We start from the raw sequence: 23,418 nt of genomic DNA on the forward strand, positions 1-23,418 counted from the left end.
AGGGAGCGGAGCGGCCCAGGGGTCGCTACAGGGCGTCAGCGGTACTTGCGCAGTTCGTGCCGCGCGACACTGCGGATGTGCACCTCGTCAGGGCCGTCCGCGATTCCGAGAAGCCGCGCGCTGGCCCACATCCGGGCTATCGGGAAGTCATCGGTGACCCCTCCCCCGCCGTGGGCCTGGATCGACCGGTTGAGCACCGCCCGTGCCACCCGCGGGCCAATCACTTTCACCGCGGCGATCTCGATCTGCGCGCCCTTCGCGCCCACCTGATCGATCATCCACGCGGTCTTGAGGACGAGGAGGCGTGCCTGCTCGATCTCCATGCGGGACTCCGCAATCCAAGTACGAATCACGCCCTGGTCTGACAGTGGTCCGCCGAACGCAGTGCGGGACATGGACCGTCGTACCATGAGCTCGAGACCACGTTCTGCCATACCGATGCAGCGCATCGCATGGTGGATCCGGCCCGGGCCGAGCCGAGCCTGCGCGATCGCGAACCCTTCACCCTCGCCCGCGAGAATGTTCGTGACCGGCACTCGGACGTCGGTGAACGTGATCTCGCAGTGCCCCTGCTGATCGTGGTAACCGAAGATCGGCAACGACCGCACGATCTCGACGCCGGGCGTCGCGACCGGGACGAGAATCATCGACTGCTGCCGATGTGGCGCCGCGTCCGGATCGGTCTTTCCCATCAGCACCAGGATCTCGCAGCGAGGATCGGCGGACCCGGTGGTCCACCACTTGCGCCCGTTGATGACGTACTCGTCGCCGTCCCGCACGATCGAGGTCGCGATGTTGCGGGCGTCCGACGACGCGACATCTGGTTCAGTCATGGCGAATCCGGAGCGGATCCGGCCATCGAGTAGCGGTTTGAGCCACCGTTCCTTCTGCTCGGGCGTGCCGAACATGTGCAGGATCTCCATATTGCCGGTGGACGGGGCCGAGCAGTTCAGCGCCTCCGGGGCAATGTACGGCGAGCGGCCGGTCACCTCGGCGATGTGCGCATAGTCGAGATGGGTCAGTCCGGAGATCGCGGGGAGGAAGAGATTCCACATCCCCTGTCGGCGTGCCTCGACCTTGAGATCCTCGACCACGGGGGGAAGTTCGTGGCTGCGGGGGCCGGCCTCCTCCAGTTGCTCGGCGTACACCGGCTCTGCGGGGTAGACGTGCTGTTCCATGAACGCTTCGAGGCGTTTGACGATGTCCTGGGCTACCGGGCTCGGGGACAGATCCATGAGCGGGTCCTCTCGTGTTGCGTCCGACTGAGTCGTCACGCAGGGTTGTTTGTCAGGACGACCTTGCCGAGCGCTTGTCGGCCCATCACGACGTCGAGCGCGGCGGGTGCCTCGGACAGCGGATAGGTCTCGCTCACGTGCGGGCTCAGTAGGCCGCGGTCGTACCAGTCGAAGAGTTGATTCATGTTCTCGGCGTTGCGTTCCGGGTTGCGCTTGGCCCAGGCGCCCCACAGCACGCCGAGCAGGGCACCGCCGCTGACGAGCAGCCGGTTCATGCCCACCTTCGGGATGGTGCCCGACGCGTATCCGATCGTGAGGTACCGCCCTCTCCAGGCCAGTGCGCGGACGGCGGTCTGTGCGTGGTCGCCGCCGACTGGGTCGTACACGACGTCGACCCCGGACGGCGCGAGCTCAGCGATCCCGGCCTTCAGGTCGCCGGTGGTGTACTCAATCAGCTCGTCGGCGCCGTGGTCGCTGCACAGCGCGAGTTTGTCCGGACTCGATGCGGCCGCGATTACCCTCGCGCCCAGCGCCTTTCCGATCTCGACCGCAGTCAGCCCAACGCCACCCGAGGCACCCAGCACCAACAAGGTCTCCCCCCGGGCGAGGTCCGCTTTGTCGACCAGACCGTGGTACGAGGTCCCGTAGGTCACTGCGAACCCGGCGGCGTCCACGTACGACATGGAATCCGGGATGGGGAACACCATCGTCGCGGGGACCGCGACCAGTTCCGCATATCCACCCATTCCGCAGAACGCGAGCACCCGCGCCCCGACCTCGAACTCGGTGACGTCCGTGCCGACCGCCCGGACGATGCCGGCCGCCTCGGATCCAGGCACGAACGGCAGTGGCGGCTTGGTCTGGTAGGTCCCCGCGACGATGAGTCCGTCGGGGAAGTTCACGCCGGCGGCGTGAACTTCAATGAGCACCTCTCCGGGTCCGGGTGCCGAATCGTCGATGTCGGTGTAGCGCAGTCCCGCTGGTTCGCCGAGCGCCTCACACAGTTGGGCCTTCACGCCGACGCGCTTTTCGTGACGAAAGTGGCCCACGCCTTGACTGCCAGTCCACCGGTCTGCCGGGTGCAGTCGAGCTCGAGGTCGACCTTGCCGGCTCCGTCCTCCTCGTACTCCCGCACCACCTGCGCCGTGCAGGTGAGCATGTCGTCCGGCCACACCTGTTCGAGGAACCGCATCCGGATCGACCGGATGTTCTCGGCTCCGAGCCAGTTCGTTGCGTAGGTGGCGAGGAGACCGGCCTGGAACATCCCCACCGAGAAGGGGCTGGGGTAGCCTGCCGCCTCGGCGTAGGTCTGGTCGTGGTGGATCGGGTTCATGTCACCCGATGCGCCCTGGTAGCGGACGAAGTCGGTGCGGGTCACCGGGCCGACAGTCCAGGGTGCGGGGGTGGTCAGTGCACTCATCAGGATTCCTCCGTTGCTGGGCGGGCGGTCTCGACACCGGTCATCGTGGCGCGGGCCACCAGCCTGCCCGTCTCGTCGACGAAGTCGGTGACCATGACCGCGAAGGTCATCTCGCCGCCGCGGCGGCCCTGTTTGGTGTAGACGTCAGCGATCCGTGACGTGCAGCGCAGCCGTGTGCCGGCCTTCGGCGGCGGGCCGAAGAACTCGTACTGCTGCTCGGCGTGCAACCCGCGCTTGCCGTCGAGTTCGACGGCCTCCCAAGGGTTTCCCTCCGGCGATTGCCAGAGCAGCGTGGTGGTCAGGAAGGTTGGCGGAATCACCGGCTGCTCACGGTCGACGTAGTCGGGATTGGTCGAGCCAGTCGCGACCGCGAACTCGCGGATCTTGCCGCGCTCGACGTCGAGGTCGAAGGGCACGCCTTCGACACCGACGGCATTTGGATTGGCCATGTTCTCTCCAGATGTGTGTACTGATTGGTGCGCGGCGACCGGTCAGGCGTGCTGACTGCTGACTGAGACGACTTCGCCGGTCATGTACGACGAGTACTCGCTGGCCAGGAACACCATGACATTCGCGATCTCCCACGGCTCGGCCGCGCGCCCGAAAGCCTCACGGGCACTGAGCTGTCCGAGTAGTTCGTCACTAGTGACCTTGGCGAGGTGTGCGTGCATCGCGATGCTGGGCGAGACGGCATTGATGCGGATGCCATGCTCGGCCACGTCGAGCGCAGAACATCGGGTCAGTGCCATGACGCCGGCCTTGGCTGCGGCGTAGTGCGCCTGCCCGGCTTGGGCTCGCCACCCGATGACAGAGGCGTTGTTGATGATCACCCCGCTGCGCTGCGGGACCATGTGCCGCAGCACCGAGCGGGTGGCGCGGAAGGTGCTGGTGAGGGTGACGTCGAGGACCGAGCTCCACTCCTCGTCGGTCATGTCCATCACGCTCGCCGTGCCACCGAGGCCGGCGTTGTTGACCAGCACATCGACGGCACCGTACTCACCTGCCGCACGGTCCATCAGGTTGTCGACCTGCTGCTGGTCGGTGACGTCGCATGCAATCGCGAGCGGCCTGGTCCCGAACTCGGATTCGATCCGGTCCGCGGCCTCGGCGAGCCGGCGCTCGTGCCGGTCGCTGATCGTCAGTCGCGCGCCCTCGGCGGCGAACCGCTGGGCTGCCGCGAATCCGATTCCTGTTCCCGCGGCAGCCGTGATGATCACAGACCTGCCCTCGACCAGATGATGCGCCGGTCCGGGCATTGGGGCATTGTGCTCAGACAAGACTGCTCATCTCCTGCACCAGCTCGTCGACAGTCCACCGGGCGCCCTTGTCGATGGTCTTGCCGTACTGCCAGCCGAGGAACTGGCGGATCTCGCCGCCCTTGGCATAGAACACCGAGCCGTTGGCGGGGCACTGCTCGGTGAGCAGGTACGCAACCACCGGTGAGACATTGCCGGGGTGATAGACGTCGAACTCGTTCGGGTCGGCGGGAGCGGCGACCAGATCCTTGATCCCGGGCACGTTCTCCGTCATGCGGGTGCGCGCGACCGGCGTGATCGCGTTGACTCGGACCCCGTAGCGCTCGAGCTCCTGTGCCAGGATCACCGTGAGAGACGCGATACCGGCCTTGGCAGCGCCGTAATTGCTCTGACCGACCGCACCGAGCAGACCGGAGGTGCTCGAGACGTTGACGATCGACGCGGCAACCGCGTCACCGGCCTTGGAGTGGTCGCGCCAGTGCGCGCCGAACACCCGGCACGGCGCGAACGTCGCCCGCAGCTGGCCGGTGATGACGTCGTCCCACTCGTCCTCGCTCATGTTGACGAACATGCGGTCCCGCAGGATGCCGGCGTTGTTCACCAATCCGTCGACGGTACCGAGCTTCCCGACCGCCAGGTCGAGAAGTTCCTGCGCACCCGCGACGGTGGTGACGTCGGCATTACTGGCGACGGCGGTACCGCCTGCGGCGGTGATCTCGTCGGCCACCGCGGCGGCCAGCGACGCGTCGGCGCCCTTGCCGTCGGCCCCGGCGCCGGTGTCGTTCACGACGACCCTGGCGCCCTCGGCCGCGGCGAGCAGAGCGTGCTCACGGCCGATGCCGCGGCCCGCGCCGGTCACCACGATCACGCGATCCTTCAGTTGGTTCATTGTCTTCTCTTCTCCTGCGAAGTCTGTTGTGTCGGTTGGGTGTCAGGACCGTGCGGGAACGCCGAGGCGGGTCAGCGCCGCCTCCGCCTCGCCGACGATGCGATCGATCAGCCCCGCACAGGTCGGGATGTCGTCGATGAGTCCGACGACCTGCCCGGTGGCCATGACCCCGACGTTCGCATTGCCGTCTACCAGCGCCGTGCGATAGAGCATCGGCGCGTTTGCGGCCATCACGACCTGTCGCCAGCCGAGTTCGTGGCTCTTCTTCATCTCCAGGCCCTCGCGGATCATGTCCTGCCAGGGCGTCCCCGAGAGCCTCTGGAAGGCAAAGGCATTGCGGACGGCGCGCAGCATGCGCCGTGGCCCTCGGGTGGACTCGAGCTGATCGATGGTTCCCGCCCGCAGTACACGCTGCGGCACACCGTCGATCTCGAGCGTCACGACTGTGTCGTTCACCGACTTGGACAGGTAGACGTCCTTGACCGCCTGCGCCACCGGCGAATCGCTGGTCAACATGAAGCGGGTGCCCATTGCGATACCGTCGGCGCCGTACGCGAGCGCGGAAACCAGTCCACGACCATCGAAGTAGCCACCGGCCGCGATCACAGGGATGTCGACGGCGTCGACGACCTGCGGCAGCAGCAGGCTGGTGGGCACGGCGCCCGTGTGGCCGCCGCCCTCACCGCCCTGCACGACCACGGCGTCGACGCCCCACTCGGCGACCTTCTCCGCGTGCCGGCGCGCTCCGATCGACGGCACCACCACCAGTCCCGCGTCCTTGAGCTTCGAGATCAGGTCCCGCTTGGGCGCCAGCGCGAACGAGGCCACCTTCACGCCGGACCGGATCAGCAGGTCGAGCCGTCTGCCGACGTCCTCCTGGTTGGCGCGCAAGTTCACACCGAACGGCGCGTCGGTCCGGTCCTTGACATAGTTGATCGCCTGTTCGAGTTCGTTGTAGCTGAGCATGCCGCCGGCGATGATGCCGAGACCGCCCGCCTCGGCGGTCGCTGCGGTGAGCTTGGCGTCCGAGACATAGCCCATGCCCGTCTGCACGATCGGATACTTCACACCAAACAGGTCGCACAGCCGGGTGTGCAGCGCGCTGCGGTTCGATTCGACGGCCGTCATGCCGGTACCTCCTTGTCGCGCAGGTTTCGGGGATCGATGACCGTGCGGATCAGGTCGAGCTCGGGCGCGGTCGGGGTTCGCGTCTCCGGAACAGAATCCGGGATGACGAGGTCGAACCCGGTAGCTGCGACGACGTCATCTACGGAGACACCTGGATGGACCGACACCAGTCGAAGCTGCCCGGTGTCCGGCGTGAAATCGAGGACCGCCAGATCCGTAACGACCCTGCGGAGGTCGTGGTAGCGCATCGCCGACCGGCCCGCCTTGCGGGCGTTGTCGTAGCCGACACCGGACACCATGTCGACCGTGGGCACGAACACTCTCGTGCTGTGTTTCGGCACCCAGTAACTGGTCGGGTGGTAGACGGTGTTGCCGGGCGCTCCGCGTACGCCCAACAGCTGCACCGTCGGCCGCGCGTGGTCGCCGATCGCGGAGATGTTGCAGTTGCCGTAAAGATCGAGCTGTGTCGGGATCATCGTGATGTGGCGCTTGCCGTTCCACACCAGTGTGAAGATCTGGTTGAACGGCAGCCATGCCTCGACGTCCCCCTCGGCGGGACCGCCGACCGCCCACGTACCTCGAACCGCGGTGGCCTCGCCGTCCGAGAGAACCAGATCAGGCGAGAATGTGTGCCGGGCCAGTCGGACGCCGATCGCAGGGATCGTGCCGAACGCACTGGCGATCACCTCGCCGTTGTCGCGGTACACCTCCGCGCACGCGACGGCACACACCTCCGCCCTTGTGACGTCGCTCATGCGGACACCGCCTCCCGTTCTTCCTCGACTGCACGCTGATAGTCCGCTTCGGAACCGGACAGGTATCGATCGAGGAACTGCTCCCACTGCTGCGGATCCTTCGACGCCGCAACGTACTTCCTCTGAAATGCCTCGTCCCGGTCGTAATCCGGCACGCAGGATGTGAAATGTGCACCGTGCGAGGCCTCGACCACGCCGCTGACGAGCAGCCGTGGGATGCGCACCGTTGACGGATGCGCGTCCGCCGTCAGTTCATCCGTGCGGACGATCCGCTCACAGGACACGTACGCGTGCTCGGCCGCTAGGCAGAACAAATCGTCGAAGTACAGGTCAGGCCCCAGGTATTGCGCGTTGCCGTGGACGTCGGCTCGATTCATGTGCACCAGCGCCGCATCGAGGGCGATCGCGGGCATTGCCACGAGCGTCTCGTCGCCGTACGGATCGGTGACGGTGCGCAGGTGCGGATTGACCGTCATGACGTCCGAGCCGAGACCGGCGCGCGTGGGCAGATACGGCAGGCGGATACCGGCCGCGTACAGCCCCCACTGGAGCATTCCCTCGTCATACTCCTCGACCTCGATCGCGCCCGATTGCCGAGCGGCCCGGAAGTGCGGGTCGAGCGGAATCGAGTCCAGCGAGACAAACCCGAAGATCACCTTCTTGACCTTGCCTGCGGCACACAGCAGACCCACGTCGGCTCCGCCGTACGACACGATCGTCAGGTCCTTCAGGTCGGACTTCAGAATCTCCCGAACGAGGGACATGGGCTTACGCCGGGAGCCCCAGCCGCCGATCCCGATGGTCATTCCGGATCCCAGCCGGCTGACCACCTCTTTCTCCGACATTGCCTTGTCCGACAATTTCCTTCACCTTTCAATCAACCACGTCTCCAGCCCGCAGCCAGAGACGTATCAAACGTTTGCTACGCGCTACATGAGGCACCGTAGCAAACGTTTGATTCGCCGTATAGGGTGAGTTCTGCTCCCGCACGAAGCGTGGGGTTCACAGAGTGCAACGGAGGCACACATGGAGTGGTCCGATCGCCACACCCTGATCGTGGAGCGGGCAGCCGAACTGTTCGCGACCAAGGGCATCGCGGGGACCAAGGTCCGCGACATCGCCGACAGCGTCGGAGTGCTCTCGGGCAGCCTCTACCACTACTTCCCGTCCAAGGACGCGATCGCCGAGGTGATCGTCACCCGTTACCTCGACGACCTCACGCACGAGTACCAGGCGATCATCGACACCCCGGCCGGCCCACGCGAGCGGCTCGATGCTCTGGTCCACGCGTCGTTCCGGGTCAGCCAGGCGCACCCTCACGCGTCCGAGATCTATCAGAACAACACCACCCACCTCCGCAAACTCCCGGCATACCGCAAGATTCGAGATGCCGCCCGGACCACTAAAAGTGCGTGGATCACCGTGATCGAGGCCGGGATCAAGGCCGGGGAGTTCCGCTCCGATCTTCCGCCCGAGGTCCTCTACGGCTTGATCCGCGACGCGGTCTGGCTCTCACTGCGATGGTTCACCCCCGCCCCCAGCTTCGGAACCGACCAGCTCGCCCACGCCGTCGTCTCTGTATTTCTCGAAGGAATCGACGCGCAGCCCTGACCAGTCGACTCCCTCGCCGACAACCAGGAAGGACCTGATGAGTAGCACCCCGGAAACCGACTTCGGCCTCCGCGAGCCGCAAGTCACCGCGTGGTTCCACGCGCACGTTCCGTCCGCCCACGGACCATTGCGATTCGACCGAATTCCCGGCGGACGCTCGAATCTCACCTACGCGGTGACCGACGGCGACGGATCGCGCTGGGTGCTTCGTAGACCCCCACTCGGTATGGCGTATTCGCGCGCCCACGACGTCCTACGCGAGGCGGACGTGCTCGACCGCCTTCGAGATACCCCCGTGCCCGCACCGATAGTGGTCGGCACCTGCAACGACGAGTCCGTCACTGGCGCACCATTCTTCGTGATGGACCACATCGAGGGCCACGTACTACGCGACCCCGAATCCGTCCGCGCGACAATCCCGGTCGCCCGCCGACCGGAAGTAACCCACTCCTTGATACGAGCGCTCGCCGACCTGCACGCCGTCGACCCGCGGGAGGTAGGGTGGGACGCCTTGGCCAGCCGCAATGACTACCTCTCGAGGCAACTTCGCCGCTGGTCATCGAACTGGGAGAACGACCGAGTCCGCACTCTCGAGGACATCGGCCGAACTCACGACCGCCTGGTCGATCAAATCCCTCGACAACGCGCCAGCGGTATCGTGCACGGCGACTTCCGACTCGACAACTGCCTCATCACCGCCGACGGCAGCGTCCGCGGAATCCTCGACTGGGAGCTGACAACGGTCGGCGACCCGCTCGCAGACCTCGGGCAATTACTCGCCTACTGGGCAGAGCCCGGAGACGAGGTGTGCGCGCTCGAGAATCCGCCCACACGAGTCGAGGGCTTTCCCACACGGGACGAAATCGTTGAGGCGTACCTGGCCGCCGCACAGCCGGCCACCGTTCCTGACATCGACTACTACGTCGCTTTCAACTGGTGGAAGATCGCCTGCATCGTCGAAGGCGTCTACACACGCACTCTCCGCGGCTCGATGGGCGAGATCGACCGAACCGCAGAGTCATTCGGCGCACAAGCAGAGCGACTGGCCACACAGGCCTGGCGATACGCCCAACGCCTGTAGCCCGCCGACAGGCCTGGATGCCAATCGCGGTGTCAAGCCGGGCGCTGCACGTGGATACGCAGGGCGTTCGCGGCGAACTGCGCGGCCTGTGGGCTGCCAAAGGTCTGGTGGAAGTCGGGGTTGGTCTCGTAGAGGTCGGCCATGCCTCGCACCATTGCGGCGGATCGTTCCGCATCGCCGGCGTGGGTGGGTGTTCCGGGGATGTCGGCGAACCAGGCCACATGAACGGCGGCATGCTCTTGAGCAACTGGTGAGCCGGGTGGGTGGCCGGCCTCGTGGATCTCGGCCCACCGGGTCAGCAGAGTCTGGGCGCTGACCTGCCAGTCGCGTTGCTGTCCTATGGACTTGGCGTGCCACCATCGGTTCGACGCCTCGAAAGCTTCGCGTCCCCACCGTCGTACGACCTCGGCTTCGTAGCGGTCGTTGAAGCCTTCGAGCATCACGTCCATGCGCGGTTCGCGACCCTCTCGACGCATCTGCAGGGTGTGCTCGACCGCGCTGATGCGCCGGTCCAGGGCCTCGCGGTCCTCGGCGAGCTGCGTCAGGTGGGCCTGGAGCGCTTCGCTCTCGGCGGTCGGCGTCTCGGGTGCATCGAGGACTGCGGCGATGTCGGCCAGTGCCATACCCGTGTCGCGGAGCAGAAGGATGCGTTGCAGGCGCGCGACCGCGTCAGGACCGTAGTAGCGGTAGCCGTTGGATCCGACGCGATCGGGCTCGAGCAGCCCGATGCGGTGATAGTGGCGCAGGGTGCGGCCGCTGATGCCTGCGCGTTCAGCGAGCTCGTGCACCGTCCATTCCATCGCCGGGCTCCTGTCATTCGAGGTGCTGCTCAGTGTGCCGCGTCGGGCGTCAGGCCCAGCCGTGGCAGCGCGATGTGCAGGATGTCGGACGCGGGAGTACGGACGCTGTGGGCTGCCGTGGTGCCCGTGGCGTCGAGATATGCACGGACGAGCCGAGCGCCGGCTGCGTAGCCGGCCCCGGTCGGCAGGCCAACCGGGGCGGCGCCGAGTAGTCGCGCGCTGGAGTCGCCGAGCACCCAGGACGCGAAGTCCGCCATTCCGGTGACACCCAGCCCGCTGGCGACCTTGGCCAGGACCCGGTCGTCAGAGCGGGTTTCCTCGCGCACGAAATGGGTGTAGCCGGCATCGCCGTACAGCTCGGACGCGAAGACGTCGGCGAGCCCCTCGGACACAACGTGCTCGCCAACTGTCACCTTCTGTGGGTTCCACACGACACCGCCGGGTGAGTAGCGCACGTTGTGGTGCAGCTCGTGGACCGCGATCGCCTCGAGGCGATCGAGGACACGGCAGGTGGGCCACACGGTGATGGCGATGTAGCCGCTGATGCCGCCGAACCCTGAGATCCCCTGCACTTCGTCGACGAAGTGCTTGCTGGTCGGATCACCCAGAACGAGCAGCACGTTCAGGTCGGGGATCGTCACGCCAGGATCGGCGGATGACAACGCTGCGACGCCGTACTCGAGGGCCTTCTCGATTCGGGCCCACGCATCTGCCGCGACAAGGGACTCCAGACCTTCACGGACCTGCTCGATCGCAGAGTCCGGACAGAAGCCGAAGTTCTGCTGGTGCACGGTGGCCATGTCCACGCCGCCGGGGATGAACTGGTACATCCCGGCCATGGGAGCCCACATGTCACGGATGAGGTCGGCGCGATCCTTCGTGTTCGCCGTGAGGACTCGGTTCATGCCCGAGGCACTGTCAATCACTGAAATGCTCATGGCAAGCGACCGTAAACATTGCCGCTACGGCAAGGTCAACCGTTTCCTCGATCAAGGTCCCCGGTCAGTACAACTGGCGGCGCCCGACCGACGATGACTTCCACCGCTCACGGCCTCGAGAAGCGCAAAGTCCAGGTCGGTGCAGGACGGGAGTCGCATCGACGGCCGGCCGCGCCGCTGTACGCGGCGCGGCCGACTATCGGGGTGCGCGGGTGACGCGTGGTCAGCCCGCCTGCTGCGCGGCGTCGAGTGCCGCGATGTAGCCGTACACGAGCCCCTGGCCGATGGTGGCGCCTGCTCCGGGGTAGACCTTGCCGAAGGCGTTGCCCGCGGTGTTGCCGATGGCGTAGAGCCCGGCCACCGCGCTGCCGTCCTCGCGCAGCACCCGACCACGCTCGTCGGCCTGGACACCGCCGCAGGTCCCGAGGTCGCTCAGCGTCATCTTCACCGCGAAGTACGGGCCGTTCTCGAGCGGCCGCAGGTTTGGGTTCGGGGACACGGTCGGGTCGCCGTAGTAGCGGTCGTAAGCGCTTGCGCCCCTCTGGAAGTCGGGGTCGGTGCCGGCGGCCGCGTTCACGTTGAACTGGCGGAACGTGTCGACGAACGCCCCCTCCGGCAGGCCGATCGCGCGCGCGAGCTCGGCCGGATTGTCGGCGCGGTGCGCGATCCCGGCGTCATACCAGGCCTGGGGCAGCGGCTGCCGCGGGAACAGGCTGCCGGCCATGATGTAGCTGTTGCGGTACGTCTGGTCGAAGACGATCCACATGGACTCGATCGGATCACCGGCCCGCTCGCGGTCGAGGACGAGCTGCCCGAAGGACATGTAGTCCTTCGCCTCGTTGACGAAGCGCTTGCCGGTCTGATCGACGATGAACGATCCGGGCAGCGCCCGCTCGGCGAGCATGACCGACGGGGTGCCGCCGGGCAGCGCCGCGATCGCCGGGAACCACCAGGTCTGGTCCATCAGTGTGATCCCGGCGTCGACGCCCTGCTGGGCGATCTTGATCGCGTCGCCGGTGTTGCCCTCCGCGCCGAGGCTCTCGTGGTCGACGAGGTTCTCCGACTGGAACTTGTGGCGCATGTCCATGTCGTGGTCGAAGCCGCCCGCGGCCAGCACGACGCCGCGCGTGGCGGTCACGGTGAACTCGCGGCCACCCTGCTCCACGACGGCACCGGTGACCTTGTCGCCCTCGGTAACCAGGCGCACGAGGGACGTCTCGGTCCACACCGGGATGCCGGCGCGCAGCACGCCCGCGAACATACCTGCGGCGAGCGCCTGTCCGCCTGCCATGTACTCGCGGCCCACCAGGAGCCCGCCGATGCCCTGGGCGACGCGCTTGAGGATGCGCGGGATGCCCTTGGTCGGGACCTTGGCCACCAGGTTCATCCACTTGTAGTCGGCGCCGGTGGTCGGCATCGGGACCGGTGCCTCCATGACGCCGGGCCGCAGCCGGCCCCGCTCGCCCTTGAGCACCGAGGCGTTGAACGGACGGCACTCGCAGGTGCGACCCGCCGCGGATCCGCCGGGCAGCTCGGGGTGGTAGTCGGAGTAGCCCTCAGCCCAGAAGAACTTCATCGGGGTGGTGCGGCTGAGCAGGTCGACGGTGGCGGCGCCGTGGTCGAGGAAGGCCTGGCCGCGCGCGGCGGGCGCGGAGTCGCCGACCACCGCTTGCACGTAGGTCTTCGCCTTCTCGGCGCTGTCGCCGGCGCCGGCCTCCCGCAGGATCGGATTGTCCGGGATCCAGAACGCGCCACCGGAGCGGGCCGTCGACCCGCCCACGTACTTCGTCTTCTCGACGATCAGGGTCGACAGGCCCTTTTCGTTGGCGGTCAGAGCCGCCGCCATGCCGGTGCCGGCGCCGACCACGAGCAGATCGACCGTTATGTCGCGTGCGGGTGTGACCGCTGGTACTTCGTGCTTGCCCATCAAGAACTCCTACTCCACCAAGTTGTGCGCTGAACGCTAGGAGCGTTGGGACCGCCACGCCTACCGCAGTGTCCGCCCAGTGGAATCGGTACCCCGGGTATCGGTACGACCTGGCATGATGCCGGCTGCAGTCGCACGCCGACCTCGCACCCAGGCGCGGGTCCTGTCCAGCGGCCCGAGCGCCGCAGGCTTTACCCCTGAATCGTGTCGTGGCGCCGCCAGTGGGCTAGCGTCCCTGCCGTGGCGCAGGCGAACGAGAGCAGCTTCGGTGCCGTCCTGCGGCGGCTGCGCATGTCCCGCAGCCTGACCCAGGAGGAGCTCGCCGAGCGAGCCGGTCTCTCGGTCAAGGCCGTGAGCGCGCTCGAGCGTGGGGAGCGGAAGCGGCCCTACCCGCACACGGTGCGGGCGCTGGCCGATGCGCTCCACCTCGACGAAGCCCACCGTGCCCTCCTCGGCGCCGCGGTTCCCGCATCCATGCGTCCCGCGGCTCGCAGCGCGGGCACCTGGTCGGTGACCGCGCCGGTCACCGACCTGATCGGCAGGGACGGCGACATCGAGCGCATCGCGGCGCTGGTGTCGTCCGGCAGGCGCCTGATCACGGTCACCGGACCGGGCGGCGTCGGCAAGACCCGGGTGGCGATCGCGGTGCTGGAGCAGCTGGCACCTTCCTACGACGTCGCCGTCGCCGTGGACCTGGCCCTCGTCCGCGATCCGGCACAGGTCCTGCCGCAGCTCGCTGCCGCCGTCGACCTGCCCGAGCGCGGCGCAGGCGGCGTCACCGGCCGGCTGGTCGCCTCGCTCGCGGGCCGCCGTGCGTTGGTCTTCTTGGACAACTTCGAGCATCTCCTCGACGCGGCACCCGAGGTGGCCGACCTGCTGACCCGGTGCCCCGGGCTCGTGCTGCTGGTCACGAGTCGGGCCGCGTTGCGCGTCCGATCCGAGCACGAGGTCGGTCTCGGCCCGCTGCCTCTCCCCCAGAGCGACCTGTACGACGACGTGCGAACTGCCGCGTCGGTCCAGCTCCTCCTGGACCGCGCCACCGCGGCGGGAGCCGATCTGGCGCTCGACGCACACAACGCTCCGGTCCTGGCAGCCATCTGCCGTCGCCTCGACGGCCTGCCGCTGGCGCTCGAGCTCGCCGCGGCGGGCACGCGCCTACTGACCCCGGCGGCGCTGCTCGCTCGCCTCGAGGTCCACGGGGCGCCCCCGGGGCCGCGTGACCTCGCGGAGCGCCAGCGCACGATGACGGCCGCGCTCGGCTGGAGCCTCGACCTCGTCACCCCCACCGACGCCGCGGCGTTCGAGCAGCTCGCGGCCTTCTCCGGCGGCTTCACCCTCGACGCGGCCGCCGCGGTGACAGGGCTCGCCGACGTGCTCGCCCCTCTCACCGTGCTCGTCGACCACTCACTGGTCGCCCGCAGCGCGCCGACCGATGACCAACCGCGCTTCCGGCTGCTCGAGCCGGTGCGGCAGTACGCCGGACAGCGACTCGTTGCCGCCGGAGGTGCAGCGGCCGCGGCCGATCGCCACGCCCGGTGGTACCACTCCTGCGCCCTCGCCGCCGGCCCGCGGCTGCGCGGTCCGGCTCTGCGCGTCGAGCTCGACCGGCTGGAGGCCGATCACGCCAACCTGCGCTCGTCGTATCTGCGTCTGCTCGAACTCGACCGTGACGACGATGCCGCGGAGCTGGCGTCCACCCTGTGGCTCTACCTCGCTCTGCGAGGACATGCCCGCGAGGGGCTCGAGTGGCTGGACCGGGCGAAACCGCCGGCCTCCGACGCTGTCCGCGCCAGAACACTGATCGGCCGAATGGGTCTGCTGTTCGCCACCGGTGACATCACCCGGATGCGGGAGGTGGCCGACGCCGTGGTCCCGATCGCCCGTCGCGTCGATGACGGCGGCCTCACAGCCGAGGCGACGACGCTGGCAGGGCACGCCGCGGTCTTCGTGGGGTCGCTCGACGAGGCCCGCGATCTTCTCGACGAGGCGCTGGCAGGCGCCTCGGGAGCCGGCCTGACGTGGATCGAGGCGCACACGCTGGTCGCGCTCGGTCAGCTCGCGCTGGTCCGCAGCGACCTGGACGAGGCCGACCGGGTGCTCGGCCGTGCGCTCGAGATCGCGACGAGCCTGGGCAACGACTTCACCCTCGCCACCTGCCTGACGCGCAGGGCCACGGTCACGGCCCTTCGGGGTGACACCGCAGGCACGGCAGCCCTGCTCGGCCAGTCCATCACCCTGTCGCTCGACGCCCGGATGAGCTGGCCCCTCAGCTACGCGTTGCCTGCCCTGGCCGGGGTCGCCGTCCGGCTGGGCGAACCACGGGCCGCTGCCGGCCTCCTCGCCGCCTCGGCATCCCTGTCGGTGACCGATGCCGTCGACCCCCGCTTCCCGGTTTCCCGCGAGCTCGCGGCGCAGGACCTCGCCACCACGCGTGACCTCCTCGGGGACAACGCATTCCAGGCAGCCTGGAACGCCGGCCGCGCCGCGGCAGCGCCCGAGCTCGCGGGCCTGGTGGCCGAGCTCACGCGGCGCGCACGCGGGTGATGTAGCGCCGGTACTGACGGGCACCCACGGTGCGCAGGAACAGGCGCACCGGGGCCGGCAACTGAGCCAGCATCCGGCCCCGCTCGTCGGCGTCGGCCTCCTCGAGGATGGCGCCGAACATCAGCGGGAGCTGCCGGGTGGACATCGCATCGCGACCGTGGTCTCCGAGGCTCTGCCACTCCTCGACGGTGATGTGACGCGACACCAACGGCAGGATCTCCCGTTCCTCGAGCTCGAGGTGCTCGAAGAGCGCGGCCGCCAGGTCTTCGACCTGCTTCGCGAGCTGCTCGCCGCCGATCGGCGTCGGGGCCTGCGCCCAGACCGCACCCTGCGTCCGGACCTCCTCGGTGCGGCCGTCGACGAGCTCGTGCTGGCGCTGCATCGTCTCGACGAGTGCCGTCGACGGAGCCGCGCGCACCTGCAGCAGCGGCCACAGCACGGCGTCCTCGCCGGTGTGATGCATGTGCAGGCCGTCGAGGATCAGCGCGAGGTGCTCCGAGACCAGCTCGGCCCGCGCCGCGTCGGCCTCGGCGACGGCCCGGATCAGCTTCGGCAGCGCGGCGAACTCACGCCGGAAGACGCGGTGGATGACGACCATCTCGTTGACGTCGGGGCGGGACTGGGTGGTAGGGCTGACGACCTTCATGCGGACCTCCAGGGTGGGTGTTCGGTATGCATCCAGCCTGTGCGGCGCAGCGCCCGACGCCCAGCCACGCGACCCCCACGCTGCCCCCACAGTTCGCCGCTGTGGCTGTCGCCCGCCGGGCGTCCGACCGACGATCGGGCCGTACAGCGACCGCGAGGGTCGCCCGATGCAAGGAGCCGTCCATGCCGACCACCACCGCCCTCACCACACCCCCCGACACCGCGACCACCAGCGCCGTCCCGCGGGTGCTCGCAGCCGCGTTCATCCTGTCCGCCTTCCACACCGGGTACGCGGCGGTCGCGGGCATCGCGGACCCGACCTTCACCGTGACGACGCCCGCCGCCTGGCTCTTCTACGCCGTCGGATTCGGCTCGGTGTGGCTCGCGCGCCGACCGGAGCGCTGGGCCCAGGCCGGCGTGCTCGCCTATCTCGTCGTCCTGCTGGCGGTCAGCGTCTTCTACTACCCGACCACGTTCACGGTGGAGAAGCAGACGGTGTTCGGCTGGTTCGAGAACGACGTCTACGTCGGACTGCTGATGATCGCGACGTACCTCACGGTCAGCCGGGTCCGGTCGTCGCTCTCGGCGCGCTGATCCCCTGGACCGACCTCTGCGAGCTCCGGCCATCTCGTCCGCGGACGGGCAGAGCCAGCCGCTCGCACTTCCCGGTGTCGACACGCGAGGCCGAGAATGAACTGCCAGGCGACTACACCGTTCTAGCCTGAAGATTCGGTCGGTAACCAAGCGAGAGGATGCCCAACATGGCACTGCCCACCTTGACCCCCGAACAGCGCGCCGCCGCCCTGGAGAAGGCGGCTGCGTCCCGCAAGGCCCGTTCGGAGCTTCGCGAGGGTCTCAAGTCGGGGAAGCTCACCTTCACCGACATCCTGGACAGAGCTGAGTCAGACGAGCTCGTCGGTAAGACGAAGGTGCTCTACCTCCTCGAGTCGCTGCCGAACATCGGCAAGATCAAGGCTCGCGACATCACCGAGTCGATCGGGATCGCGGAGACACGGCGAGTATCCGGCCTCGGCGCGCGTCAGCGCGCTGACCTGCTCGCGAAACTAGGCTGACCGCAACATCACTCGCACACTGGGTGCGCACCGGCAAGCCTCATTGCCGGTGCGCACCAACAGCTCTCAATACCCGGCGGCGCTCAGCAGCTCGTCGGCCGAACGGGACTGCTCCCGTGTTTGGTTGACGTCTGACCTGCGAAGAGCGCTAGGTGATCACCGACTGGTCAACTGTCGGAACGAATTCCGACGCATGGAGTGGGTGAGAGCCGATGACGGCGGTAGGGCGAGACACGTATCTCGCCCTACCGGTCACATGCTGTCGATCAAGGTCGGGCGGCGCTGGATGGAGCGCTCCAGATTCACTCGACGTCAAGGTGAGGAGCAGTTCGGATGGATCTATCCACGATGCTCGAGGTAACACACAACGCGCGCGGTCTTGCGGGGCTACCCCTCGTGGGTGGCGGCACGGTGCGTGCTAAAGTGCTGTATCGCTCCGACGCCTTGAGTTCGCTCACCCCGGTGGGAGTCGAGCAGTTGGCATCGTTGGGGATCGGGACGGTTGTGGATCTGCGGACCGAGGGAGAGCGGCTCCGGGCGCCTGATGTGCTTCCTACGGATGGTTCCGTCCGGTTCATCTCGCTGCCCGTTCAGGGTGGGGCCATGGACGAGCTTGTGCAGCAACTACTTCCCTCCGATGAGCGCAGTGAGTCGCTGACGCACGATCAGATCCAGAACATCGTCGACCAGATTCCGCTGCTGAGTGATCTCTACGTGACGATTCTCGAGAACAGTGCTGGCGCGTTCGCGACCGCAGCGAGGAGCATCGTCACTCCTGCTGACGAGTCTCGTCCCGGCGTGCTCTTCCACTGCACCGCAGGAAAGGACCGTACTGGGTTGGTATCGGCGATTCTGCTGATGCTCGCCGACGTCGAACGGTGGGCGATCGTCGAGGACTACACGCGCACGGGCGAGAACCTGGCGGGCCAGTTCGCCGAGCAGTTGCTCGGCCTCATCACCTCCCTTGGCATCCCTGCTGTGCCGAGACTTCGTGCCCTGGCGACGGAGTCACCTGCCGATGCGATCGAGACGGCTATGAACTGGCTTGACCGGGTGCACGGCGGCGCAGCTGGATACCTGCGTGGAGGTGGGCTGTCCGACGCCGAAATCGAGAGCGTACGAACACAGCTACGCGACGCGGTCGACCCGCTGACGATGAAGCCCGCCGACGTGATCCCCGCGGGCGGGTAGTGCGGACCAAATCGCTGCCTCGGCGGACAGGAATCCTGCACAGGGCTCGGCGTCGGCTCGGCCACCGACCCGACATTTGTCAGACAGGACCTAGAGCAGGTCCAGGGGCTCCCCGAACCGGTCGTAGTAGACCTCGTAGGCGAGCCCGCCAAGGTTGGTTGGATCACCGCCGTCGATGTGTGATGGCATCCGGCTCGGCTCTGAGAGAACCGCTTCGTATCTCACGCGGCCCTGGCTGACGACCCACTGCGCTGCATCTTCCAGGCCATCCTCAGACTCGTCGGGCCCGAGATAGGAACGATACGGCTCGTCCTGTAGCTCGGCGGCGAAGTCCAAGAACAGATCTTGGAACTTGTAGACGACGTCCTTAGGCAGTCGTCCAAGAATTTCGCGAAGGCGATCGCGGCTCCCCGAGGACTCCTCGACAACGTCCCAGAACCAGTCCACGTCCGGACCGTCGTCGTGACGAACATCGTCAGCCAAAGCCTCTCCCAACCTTCCAGACGAGCAGACCTACGGGCATCCCATCAGTGATGAGACTCGGCCCAACCGCAACCGAACGCGATGGCCTCATCCCCGCACCGGGCCCGGACCTGTCACCGAAGTGTGCTCGACGACAGTCGGGCGCAGCCCGCATGGGTCGAAGAAACGCATTGAGGACACCGAACCGCCCGACCGCCGCTGGAACGCCCGTCCACACACCTACGCGGTGGGTGATGGCAGACTCCTCGGCGAGCACCGACCCCCTCAGATAGCTGCCACGCAACGGCACCTCGCCTACGTCATCGACACCGCCGCTTGTCAACTCGGATGCGCGCTCACCCGAGGCGGCGGTTCCAGCCGACCAGGCGCAGCCCATCGTGGACACGGCCCAACAGTTCAACGGCCTGCCCGACATCGGGCTGATCCATGACAAGGAGACCCCATGAACAGCGTGCACTGGCGCACCCACCTCGCCGAGGTCAATTGGCCGACGCTGGAGCATGCGTACGGCGATGCGAGCGATGTGCCCGGCTGGATCGAGGGACTGGCCGGCACGGAGACAGTCGAAGAGTCCCTACACGAACTGTGGGCGGCAGTGTTGCATCAGGGAACCCTCTACGACTCGACCCCGCCGGCGATGACGTCGATCGCATCGCTGCTCGGCGCACGACAGACCGCGGATGCGGAGAGCACGGCGTGGTTGCTGCTGATGTTCGCCGACGCGGTGCACGACTACGAACAGGTCGAGGTGGACGACGCCGAGACGGCCACCCTCGTCCGGTCGGCCCGAGACTCGTTGATCGCGATCGCGGCGCTCGTGCGACCACTGATCGCCGACGATGGCCCGGAGGCCGCAGCCGCGGCACTGCTGCAGGCCGCCGCGCGCAAGGCCGATTCCGCCGCCCTCGATACGCTCGCGGCGCGGGCGAGCGCACGCCCCACGGGGCAGGTCGAGCAGGCATGTGTCGCCGCGCTCACGACACTCGGTGTCGAGGTGTCGGCGGCCCTCGCTGACGGGGATCCCGGCCTGGTGATGGCGGCGACGCTTGCGCGGATCGCGGCCGGGGGCACTGAGACCACCGACCTCGACGCGGTCGTGGCGGGATGGGAGCTCGCCGTCGAGGTGACACCCCGCATCGCGTTCGGTGTCGGAAACCTCCCGGAGTGGTTGAGCGCGGTCAACCCCGCGGCGTCGGCTCACGTGCTGGCCGCGCTGCCGACGCCGGACGAGACGACGATCGCAGGGCTCGTCGATGTCGTCACCGAATCCAGGAGCAACGCCCCGGCGGCGGTCCGTCGTTTGCTCGCACTCGCGGCACTGCCTGAAGCCACGCCGGAGGTGATGATCGCCGCGCTCCGCCAGTGCCCGGCGACGCCCGAGGTCTGCGACCTGCTCGTCGCCCTCGCCGAGCGGGTCACTGCCGGTGGCACCTCCGCCATCGGGTCGAGCACCTTCGACACGGATGCTCGGGCCGATTCCGCTCTCGCCCTGCTGCGGGCCGGCGACGGACGGTGGGCGCGCCCGATGGCACAGGCCCTGCTCACGAACCCCGCCGCCCGCGGTCTCATGGTTGCCACCTCCGCGTCGGGGCGTTCCGCGCTCGGCTACGCGCTCGTGCGCGAGCCCGCCCCGTCCGCGACCATGCTGATCGCTGGTATCCGGCAGGCGCTGCGGCAGCAGCCTCCTGCCGATCCGTCCCGCGACGGCGCCGGGCACCTCGTCGAGTTGCTCGCCTCCTGGCCCGCCGAGGCCACCGCCGGCGCGCTGCCGGAGGTCCGGGAGCTGCTCGCGGTCGCGCCGAAGCAGGTCGCCGACGCGCTCGCGACGTGGGGCGACACCGCCAGCGTCGATCGCATCCGTGAGGCGAGCGTCACCGGCGATGCGACAGTGCTGCTCGCTCTCGCGCGCCTGACGAAGGACCCGGATGACTTCCATCGCGTCCTCGGCGCCGACCTCACGTACAGGGAGTCAGAGGTGCTCGCGCACTGGGCTGACCGCACCGACCCGCGCTTCCTCGACTGGTGCCGCAGCCTCGTAGGCGAGAAGCCCGCGACGAGCGACTACCAGCGAGCCAACCAGCTGACCTCACTACGCATCCTCGCCGCCGTCGACTCGGGCGAGACCGCAACCGGCTGGCCTGTGCTTCGCAGCATCATCGACGCCGGTCGCGGCCCGATCGAAGAAGCCATCGGTCTCGCGCTCGATTGGCGCGCCCAGCAGTTGTTGTCGCCCGAGGCGCGCACCGACTTCGAGGCTCTGCTCGCCGACCTCGTCGTCACCGACCGCAAGAACTTCAACGGACCGCTCGTCAAGGCCAGCGCCGCAGCCGCGATCGCCATCCTCGACGTCGGGCTGCCCCTGCCCGGCACACCCGCACGAATCGCGAAGGTCGTCGCGGGTGCCGTGACCGATCGGTGGGCGCGCGACCTCGGCCTCCGGCTCGCCGAACGGCTGGCGGCAGCACCGGCAACGGTCCGCCGCGCGGTCGCGAAGAAGCTCCACTCCCTCCTGGACCGCGACGAGCGCTTCGACTCCACCGGCGACATCGCTGTCGAGGATGAACGCGCCCTCCCCCGCCTGCGCCAGATCCTGCAGAACCTGGAGACCGAATGAGTCCCCTGTGCTCAACCGCCGGCGACTACCGCACACGGGGATTCACCCTCATTCGTCGGGCCTGAGGAACCGCCGTACGTGGCAGTGGAGTCAGGCGTCGCGGCGACGCACGGCCCGCCAACCCGACCAGACCGCCGCGGCCGCCCAAGCGGCGGTCACCGCCAGACCGGCCCATGCGCCCGGGGAACCGACCGGATCCTGGACGAGCACCTGGCGACCCGCTCGGTCCGGCAGGTAGGCGACGAAACCGCCGTTGCTGGTGACATCGCCGAGCACGAACGACAGCATCAGCACGAGCGGGACGAGAACGCCCAGTGTGGCTGTGGCACTGCGTAACAGGCTCGCCATACCGGCAGCGAACAGCGCCATCAAGGTCAGATAGATGGCGCAACCGACGATCGCGCGGAAAGCGACGGGACCTGACCATGCCATTCGCTCGTCACCGAGCAGCCACTGCCCACCGACCAAGCAGGTCGCTGCCGTCACCAGGCCGACAACGAAGGTCAGCCCCGCGACGACGGCCAGAGTGGCCAGGTAGAGCGCGCCGCGGCGGGGCACGGCGACGAACCAGATCCTTGCCCCGTTGTCCTTGTACTGCGCCGCCGCGACGAGAGCGCCGAAGCTGATCGCGACGACCTGACCGAAGTTGATGCCGAAGAAGCTGATCAGCAACGGGTCGAAATCGGGCCCGGCGGAGCTCTCCCGGCCCAATGTCGCACTGCCGACCAGGGAGAACCCCACGGTGACGACGAAGAGTAGCGCGAGCACCCCACCCAGTGAGGGCAGCGACCGAGCCTTGATCCATTCCGAACGGAGCACAGGCGCGAAAGTCATGGCTATACCTCCTGGATTGTCGTGCCGGATGTGTGGGCGGCCCCGGGCGATGTCAAGGCCAGGTAAGCCTGTTCGAGCGAGGCGTGTTCATCGGCCAGTTCGAGAACGGGGATGCCCGCTCCGGCCAGCAGAGGTCCGACGTCCTCGATTCGAGCGCCGGGAACCGTCCATCGGCCGCTGTCGCCCTCGACAGCCGTGAAGCCCGAACCGGCGAGCGCCTCTTGCGTGGGTGCACCTGCCAGGGTGCGTAGGCGCACACACGGTTCGGCAAACGCGCGAACGAACTCGTCCGTAGCGGAATCGGCAAGGACGCGGCCCGTGTCGAGAACGAGCAGATGATCGGCGAAGGCGGCGGTCTCGCTCATCAGATGGCTCGAGACCAGGACGGTTCGGCCCTCGCGCGCGAGCCGCCGCAGCACTTCCCTGATCCAGACGATTCCCTCTGGGTCCAGCCCGTTCGACGGCTCGTCGAGGATCAGCACCCTCGGGTCGCCGAGCAGCGCGGCGGCAATCCCGAGACGTTGGCGCATACCGAGCGAGAAGGTCGAGACACGCTGGGCGGCAACCTCGGACAGCCCGACCTCGTCGAGCACGGCTCCGACACGGTCCGTCGACAGCCGGTTGCTCGCCGCGAGCGCGAGCAGGTGGTTGCGCGCGGTCCGTGCCGGGTGGGGGGCTGAGGCATCGAGAAGCGCTCCTGCGAGCGTCAGCGGCTGTTCTGCCCCGGCGAAAGGTAGGCCGCCGATCGTGGCGCTCCCGGACGTGGGCCGGTCGAGGCCGAGGATCATGCGCATGGTGGTGGATTTGCCCGCGCCGTTGGGCCCGAGGAAGCCGGTCACGATGCCGGGGCGCACCGTGAACGTCACGCGATCTACCGCCGTTGTCGATCCGTAAACCTTGGTGAGCTCGTGGACTTCGATGGTGGTCATGGCATTCAGCCTCTCCGGCGCCGGCCACCCGATCTCCCCCCACGGGTGGGAGGTCCTCCCCCATT

The 23,418-nt window shown here is 67.9% G+C and carries 23 protein-coding genes; 7 read left to right on the forward strand and 16 right to left on the reverse strand.

Features of this window, described 5'->3' with window-relative positions:
* Nucleotides 1-35: 35 nt before the first annotated feature.
* From BR31_RS0119540 to BR31_RS0119580, 9 genes are read right to left on the reverse strand one after another with little or no spacing between them, the layout of a single operon-like run.
* Nucleotides 36-1,235, reverse strand: coding sequence for an acyl-CoA dehydrogenase family protein (locus tag BR31_RS0119540; protein WP_027502445.1), 1,200 nt, complete (start codon nucleotides 1,233-1,235; stop codon nucleotides 36-38).
* A gap of 35 nt (nucleotides 1,236-1,270) precedes the next feature.
* Complete coding sequence (locus BR31_RS0119545) at nucleotides 1,271-2,251, reverse strand: NADPH:quinone oxidoreductase family protein (protein WP_027502446.1); 981 nt, start codon at nucleotides 2,249-2,251, stop codon at nucleotides 1,271-1,273.
* A complete protein-coding gene (locus BR31_RS0119550) occupies nucleotides 2,248-2,655 on the reverse strand; it encodes a MaoC/PaaZ C-terminal domain-containing protein (RefSeq protein ID WP_037177367.1) in 408 nt (135 codons plus the stop codon). The genes BR31_RS0119545 and BR31_RS0119550 overlap by 4 nt, the downstream gene beginning before the upstream one ends.
* A complete protein-coding gene (locus BR31_RS0119555) occupies nucleotides 2,655-3,104 on the reverse strand; it encodes an FAS1-like dehydratase domain-containing protein (protein ID WP_027502448.1) in 450 nt (149 codons plus the stop codon). Before BR31_RS0119555 ends, BR31_RS0119550 begins: the two co-directional genes overlap by 1 nt.
* A 42-nt stretch (nucleotides 3,105-3,146) precedes the next feature.
* Nucleotides 3,147-3,911: an SDR family oxidoreductase gene (locus BR31_RS0119560; RefSeq protein WP_027502449.1), complete on the reverse strand. Its 765-nt coding sequence runs from the start codon at nucleotides 3,909-3,911 to the stop codon at nucleotides 3,147-3,149.
* A gap of 13 nt (nucleotides 3,912-3,924) precedes the next feature.
* Nucleotides 3,925-4,800 (reverse strand): SDR family oxidoreductase, encoded by an 876-nt coding sequence (locus tag BR31_RS0119565; protein ID WP_027502450.1) that lies wholly within the window; start codon nucleotides 4,798-4,800, stop codon nucleotides 3,925-3,927.
* 42 nt (nucleotides 4,801-4,842) lie between these two features.
* The gene (locus tag BR31_RS0119570; protein WP_027502451.1) at nucleotides 4,843-5,928 is read right to left on the reverse strand and encodes an NAD(P)H-dependent flavin oxidoreductase; all 1,086 of its coding nucleotides are present in this window, start codon (nucleotides 5,926-5,928) and stop codon (nucleotides 4,843-4,845) included.
* Entirely contained in the window at nucleotides 5,925-6,683 is a 759-nt protein-coding gene (locus tag BR31_RS0119575; RefSeq protein WP_027502452.1) for a CoA-transferase subunit beta, read from the reverse strand. Before BR31_RS0119575 ends, BR31_RS0119570 begins: the two co-directional genes overlap by 4 nt.
* Nucleotides 6,680-7,543, reverse strand: a complete 864-nt coding sequence (locus BR31_RS0119580; protein ID WP_027502453.1) for a CoA transferase subunit A — start codon at nucleotides 7,541-7,543, stop codon at nucleotides 6,680-6,682. The genes BR31_RS0119575 and BR31_RS0119580 overlap by 4 nt, the downstream gene beginning before the upstream one ends.
* Nucleotides 7,544-7,709: 166 nt before the next feature.
* Here BR31_RS0119580 and BR31_RS0119585 point away from each other — a divergent pair, with 166 nt between their 5' ends.
* Together BR31_RS0119585 and BR31_RS0119590 are read left to right on the forward strand one after the other, a co-directional pair.
* Entirely contained in the window at nucleotides 7,710-8,294 is a 585-nt protein-coding gene (locus BR31_RS0119585; protein WP_027502454.1) for a TetR/AcrR family transcriptional regulator, read from the forward strand.
* A gap of 37 nt (nucleotides 8,295-8,331) precedes the next feature.
* On the forward strand, nucleotides 8,332-9,375 hold the full coding sequence (locus BR31_RS0119590; protein ID WP_027502455.1) for a phosphotransferase family protein: 1,044 nt from the start codon (nucleotides 8,332-8,334) through the stop codon (nucleotides 9,373-9,375).
* A gap of 32 nt (nucleotides 9,376-9,407) precedes the next feature.
* Here the strand turns inward: BR31_RS0119590 and BR31_RS0119595 are convergent, their stop codons facing one another.
* From BR31_RS0119595 to BR31_RS0119605, 3 genes are all read right to left on the reverse strand, one after another.
* A complete protein-coding gene (locus tag BR31_RS0119595; RefSeq protein WP_027502456.1) occupies nucleotides 9,408-10,175 on the reverse strand; it encodes a MerR family transcriptional regulator in 768 nt (255 codons plus the stop codon).
* A 29-nt stretch (nucleotides 10,176-10,204) separates the two neighbouring features.
* Nucleotides 10,205-11,113: a DUF2268 domain-containing putative Zn-dependent protease gene (locus tag BR31_RS0119600; protein ID WP_027502457.1), complete on the reverse strand. Its 909-nt coding sequence runs from the start codon at nucleotides 11,111-11,113 to the stop codon at nucleotides 10,205-10,207.
* A 223-nt stretch (nucleotides 11,114-11,336) separates the two neighbouring features.
* Complete coding sequence (locus BR31_RS0119605) at nucleotides 11,337-13,040, reverse strand: 3-ketosteroid-delta-1-dehydrogenase (protein ID WP_027502458.1); 1,704 nt, start codon at nucleotides 13,038-13,040, stop codon at nucleotides 11,337-11,339.
* Between the two features lie 240 nt (nucleotides 13,041-13,280).
* On the opposite strand from BR31_RS0119605, the gene BR31_RS29390 reads away from it, so the two are divergent.
* Nucleotides 13,281-15,584, forward strand: coding sequence for an ATP-binding protein (locus tag BR31_RS29390; RefSeq protein WP_051637593.1), 2,304 nt, complete (start codon nucleotides 13,281-13,283; stop codon nucleotides 15,582-15,584).
* Here BR31_RS29390 and BR31_RS0119615 read toward each other — a convergent pair.
* Entirely contained in the window at nucleotides 15,562-16,230 is a 669-nt protein-coding gene (locus tag BR31_RS0119615) for a hemerythrin domain-containing protein (protein ID WP_027502459.1), read from the reverse strand. The genes BR31_RS29390 and BR31_RS0119615 overlap by 23 nt on opposite strands.
* Nucleotides 16,231-16,412: 182 nt before the next feature.
* Here BR31_RS0119615 and BR31_RS31615 point away from each other — a divergent pair, with 182 nt between their 5' ends.
* The 3 genes from BR31_RS31615 (at nucleotide 16,413) to BR31_RS29395 (ending at nucleotide 18,493) form a co-directional block, all read left to right on the forward strand.
* The gene (locus tag BR31_RS31615) at nucleotides 16,413-16,823 is read left to right on the forward strand and encodes a hypothetical protein (RefSeq protein WP_027502460.1); all 411 of its coding nucleotides are present in this window, start codon (nucleotides 16,413-16,415) and stop codon (nucleotides 16,821-16,823) included.
* Nucleotides 16,824-16,990: 167 nt separating this feature from the next.
* A complete protein-coding gene (gene mihF / locus BR31_RS0119625) occupies nucleotides 16,991-17,302 on the forward strand; it encodes an integration host factor, actinobacterial type (RefSeq protein ID WP_027502461.1) in 312 nt (103 codons plus the stop codon).
* A gap of 333 nt (nucleotides 17,303-17,635) precedes the next feature.
* Nucleotides 17,636-18,493 (forward strand): tyrosine-protein phosphatase, encoded by an 858-nt coding sequence (locus tag BR31_RS29395; RefSeq protein WP_051637594.1) that lies wholly within the window; start codon nucleotides 17,636-17,638, stop codon nucleotides 18,491-18,493.
* Between the two features lie 90 nt (nucleotides 18,494-18,583).
* On the opposite strand, the gene BR31_RS29400 is transcribed toward BR31_RS29395, so the two are convergent.
* Complete coding sequence (locus BR31_RS29400) at nucleotides 18,584-18,976, reverse strand: DUF4240 domain-containing protein (RefSeq protein ID WP_197023665.1); 393 nt, start codon at nucleotides 18,974-18,976, stop codon at nucleotides 18,584-18,586.
* A gap of 442 nt (nucleotides 18,977-19,418) precedes the next feature.
* Between BR31_RS29400 and BR31_RS0119640 the strand changes: the two genes are divergently transcribed.
* Nucleotides 19,419-21,590, forward strand: a complete 2,172-nt coding sequence (locus tag BR31_RS0119640; protein ID WP_027502462.1) for a hypothetical protein — start codon at nucleotides 19,419-19,421, stop codon at nucleotides 21,588-21,590.
* Between the two features lie 90 nt (nucleotides 21,591-21,680).
* Here BR31_RS0119640 and BR31_RS0119645 read toward each other — a convergent pair whose 3' ends face one another.
* Complete coding sequence (locus BR31_RS0119645) at nucleotides 21,681-22,424, reverse strand: ABC transporter permease (RefSeq protein WP_037177378.1); 744 nt, start codon at nucleotides 22,422-22,424, stop codon at nucleotides 21,681-21,683.
* Nucleotides 22,425-22,426: 2 nt separating this feature from the next.
* On the reverse strand, nucleotides 22,427-23,353 hold the full coding sequence (locus BR31_RS0119650) for an ABC transporter ATP-binding protein (protein ID WP_027502464.1): 927 nt from the start codon (nucleotides 23,351-23,353) through the stop codon (nucleotides 22,427-22,429).
* Between the last annotated feature and the right edge of the window lie 65 nt (nucleotides 23,354-23,418).

Origin of the sequence: Rhodococcus sp. UNC363MFTsu5.1 (assembly GCF_000686785.1) — a bacterium.
Taxonomy (GTDB): Bacteria; Actinomycetota; Actinomycetes; order Mycobacteriales; family Mycobacteriaceae; genus Rhodococcus_G; species Rhodococcus_G maanshanensis.

Bases quoted from the DNA above. Each gene is read 5' to 3' on its own strand.
- BR31_RS0119605 (WP_027502458.1), bottom strand. From the start codon at position 13,040: ATGGGCAAGCACGAAGTACCAGCGGTCACACCCGCACGCGACATAACG.
- BR31_RS0119595 (WP_027502456.1), bottom strand. From the start codon at position 10,175: ATGGAATGGACGGTGCACGAGCTCGCTGAACGCGCAGGCATCAGCGGC.
- mihF (WP_027502461.1), top strand. From the start codon at position 16,991: ATGGCACTGCCCACCTTGACCCCCGAACAGCGCGCCGCCGCCCTGGAG.
- BR31_RS0119560 (WP_027502449.1), bottom strand. From the start codon at position 3,911: ATGCCCGGACCGGCGCATCATCTGGTCGAGGGCAGGTCTGTGATCATC.
- BR31_RS0119650 (WP_027502464.1), bottom strand. From the start codon at position 23,353: ATGACCACCATCGAAGTCCACGAGCTCACCAAGGTTTACGGATCGACA.
- BR31_RS0119565 (WP_027502450.1), bottom strand. From the start codon at position 4,800: ATGAACCAACTGAAGGATCGCGTGATCGTGGTGACCGGCGCGGGCCGC.
- BR31_RS31615 (WP_027502460.1), top strand. From the start codon at position 16,413: ATGCCGACCACCACCGCCCTCACCACACCCCCCGACACCGCGACCACC.
- BR31_RS0119615 (WP_027502459.1), bottom strand. From the start codon at position 16,230: ATGAAGGTCGTCAGCCCTACCACCCAGTCCCGCCCCGACGTCAACGAG.
- BR31_RS0119640 (WP_027502462.1), top strand. From the start codon at position 19,419: ATGAACAGCGTGCACTGGCGCACCCACCTCGCCGAGGTCAATTGGCCG.
- BR31_RS0119590 (WP_027502455.1), top strand. From the start codon at position 8,332: ATGAGTAGCACCCCGGAAACCGACTTCGGCCTCCGCGAGCCGCAAGTC.
- BR31_RS0119555 (WP_027502448.1), bottom strand. From the start codon at position 3,104: ATGGCCAATCCAAATGCCGTCGGTGTCGAAGGCGTGCCCTTCGACCTC.
- BR31_RS0119585 (WP_027502454.1), top strand. From the start codon at position 7,710: ATGGAGTGGTCCGATCGCCACACCCTGATCGTGGAGCGGGCAGCCGAA.
- BR31_RS0119575 (WP_027502452.1), bottom strand. From the start codon at position 6,683: ATGAGCGACGTCACAAGGGCGGAGGTGTGTGCCGTCGCGTGCGCGGAG.
- BR31_RS29395 (WP_051637594.1), top strand. From the start codon at position 17,636: ATGGATCTATCCACGATGCTCGAGGTAACACACAACGCGCGCGGTCTT.
- BR31_RS0119600 (WP_027502457.1), bottom strand. From the start codon at position 11,113: ATGAGCATTTCAGTGATTGACAGTGCCTCGGGCATGAACCGAGTCCTC.
- BR31_RS0119645 (WP_037177378.1), bottom strand. From the start codon at position 22,424: ATGACTTTCGCGCCTGTGCTCCGTTCGGAATGGATCAAGGCTCGGTCG.
- BR31_RS0119550 (WP_037177367.1), bottom strand. From the start codon at position 2,655: ATGAGTGCACTGACCACCCCCGCACCCTGGACTGTCGGCCCGGTGACC.
- BR31_RS0119570 (WP_027502451.1), bottom strand. From the start codon at position 5,928: ATGACGGCCGTCGAATCGAACCGCAGCGCGCTGCACACCCGGCTGTGC.
- BR31_RS0119540 (WP_027502445.1), bottom strand. From the start codon at position 1,235: ATGGATCTGTCCCCGAGCCCGGTAGCCCAGGACATCGTCAAACGCCTC.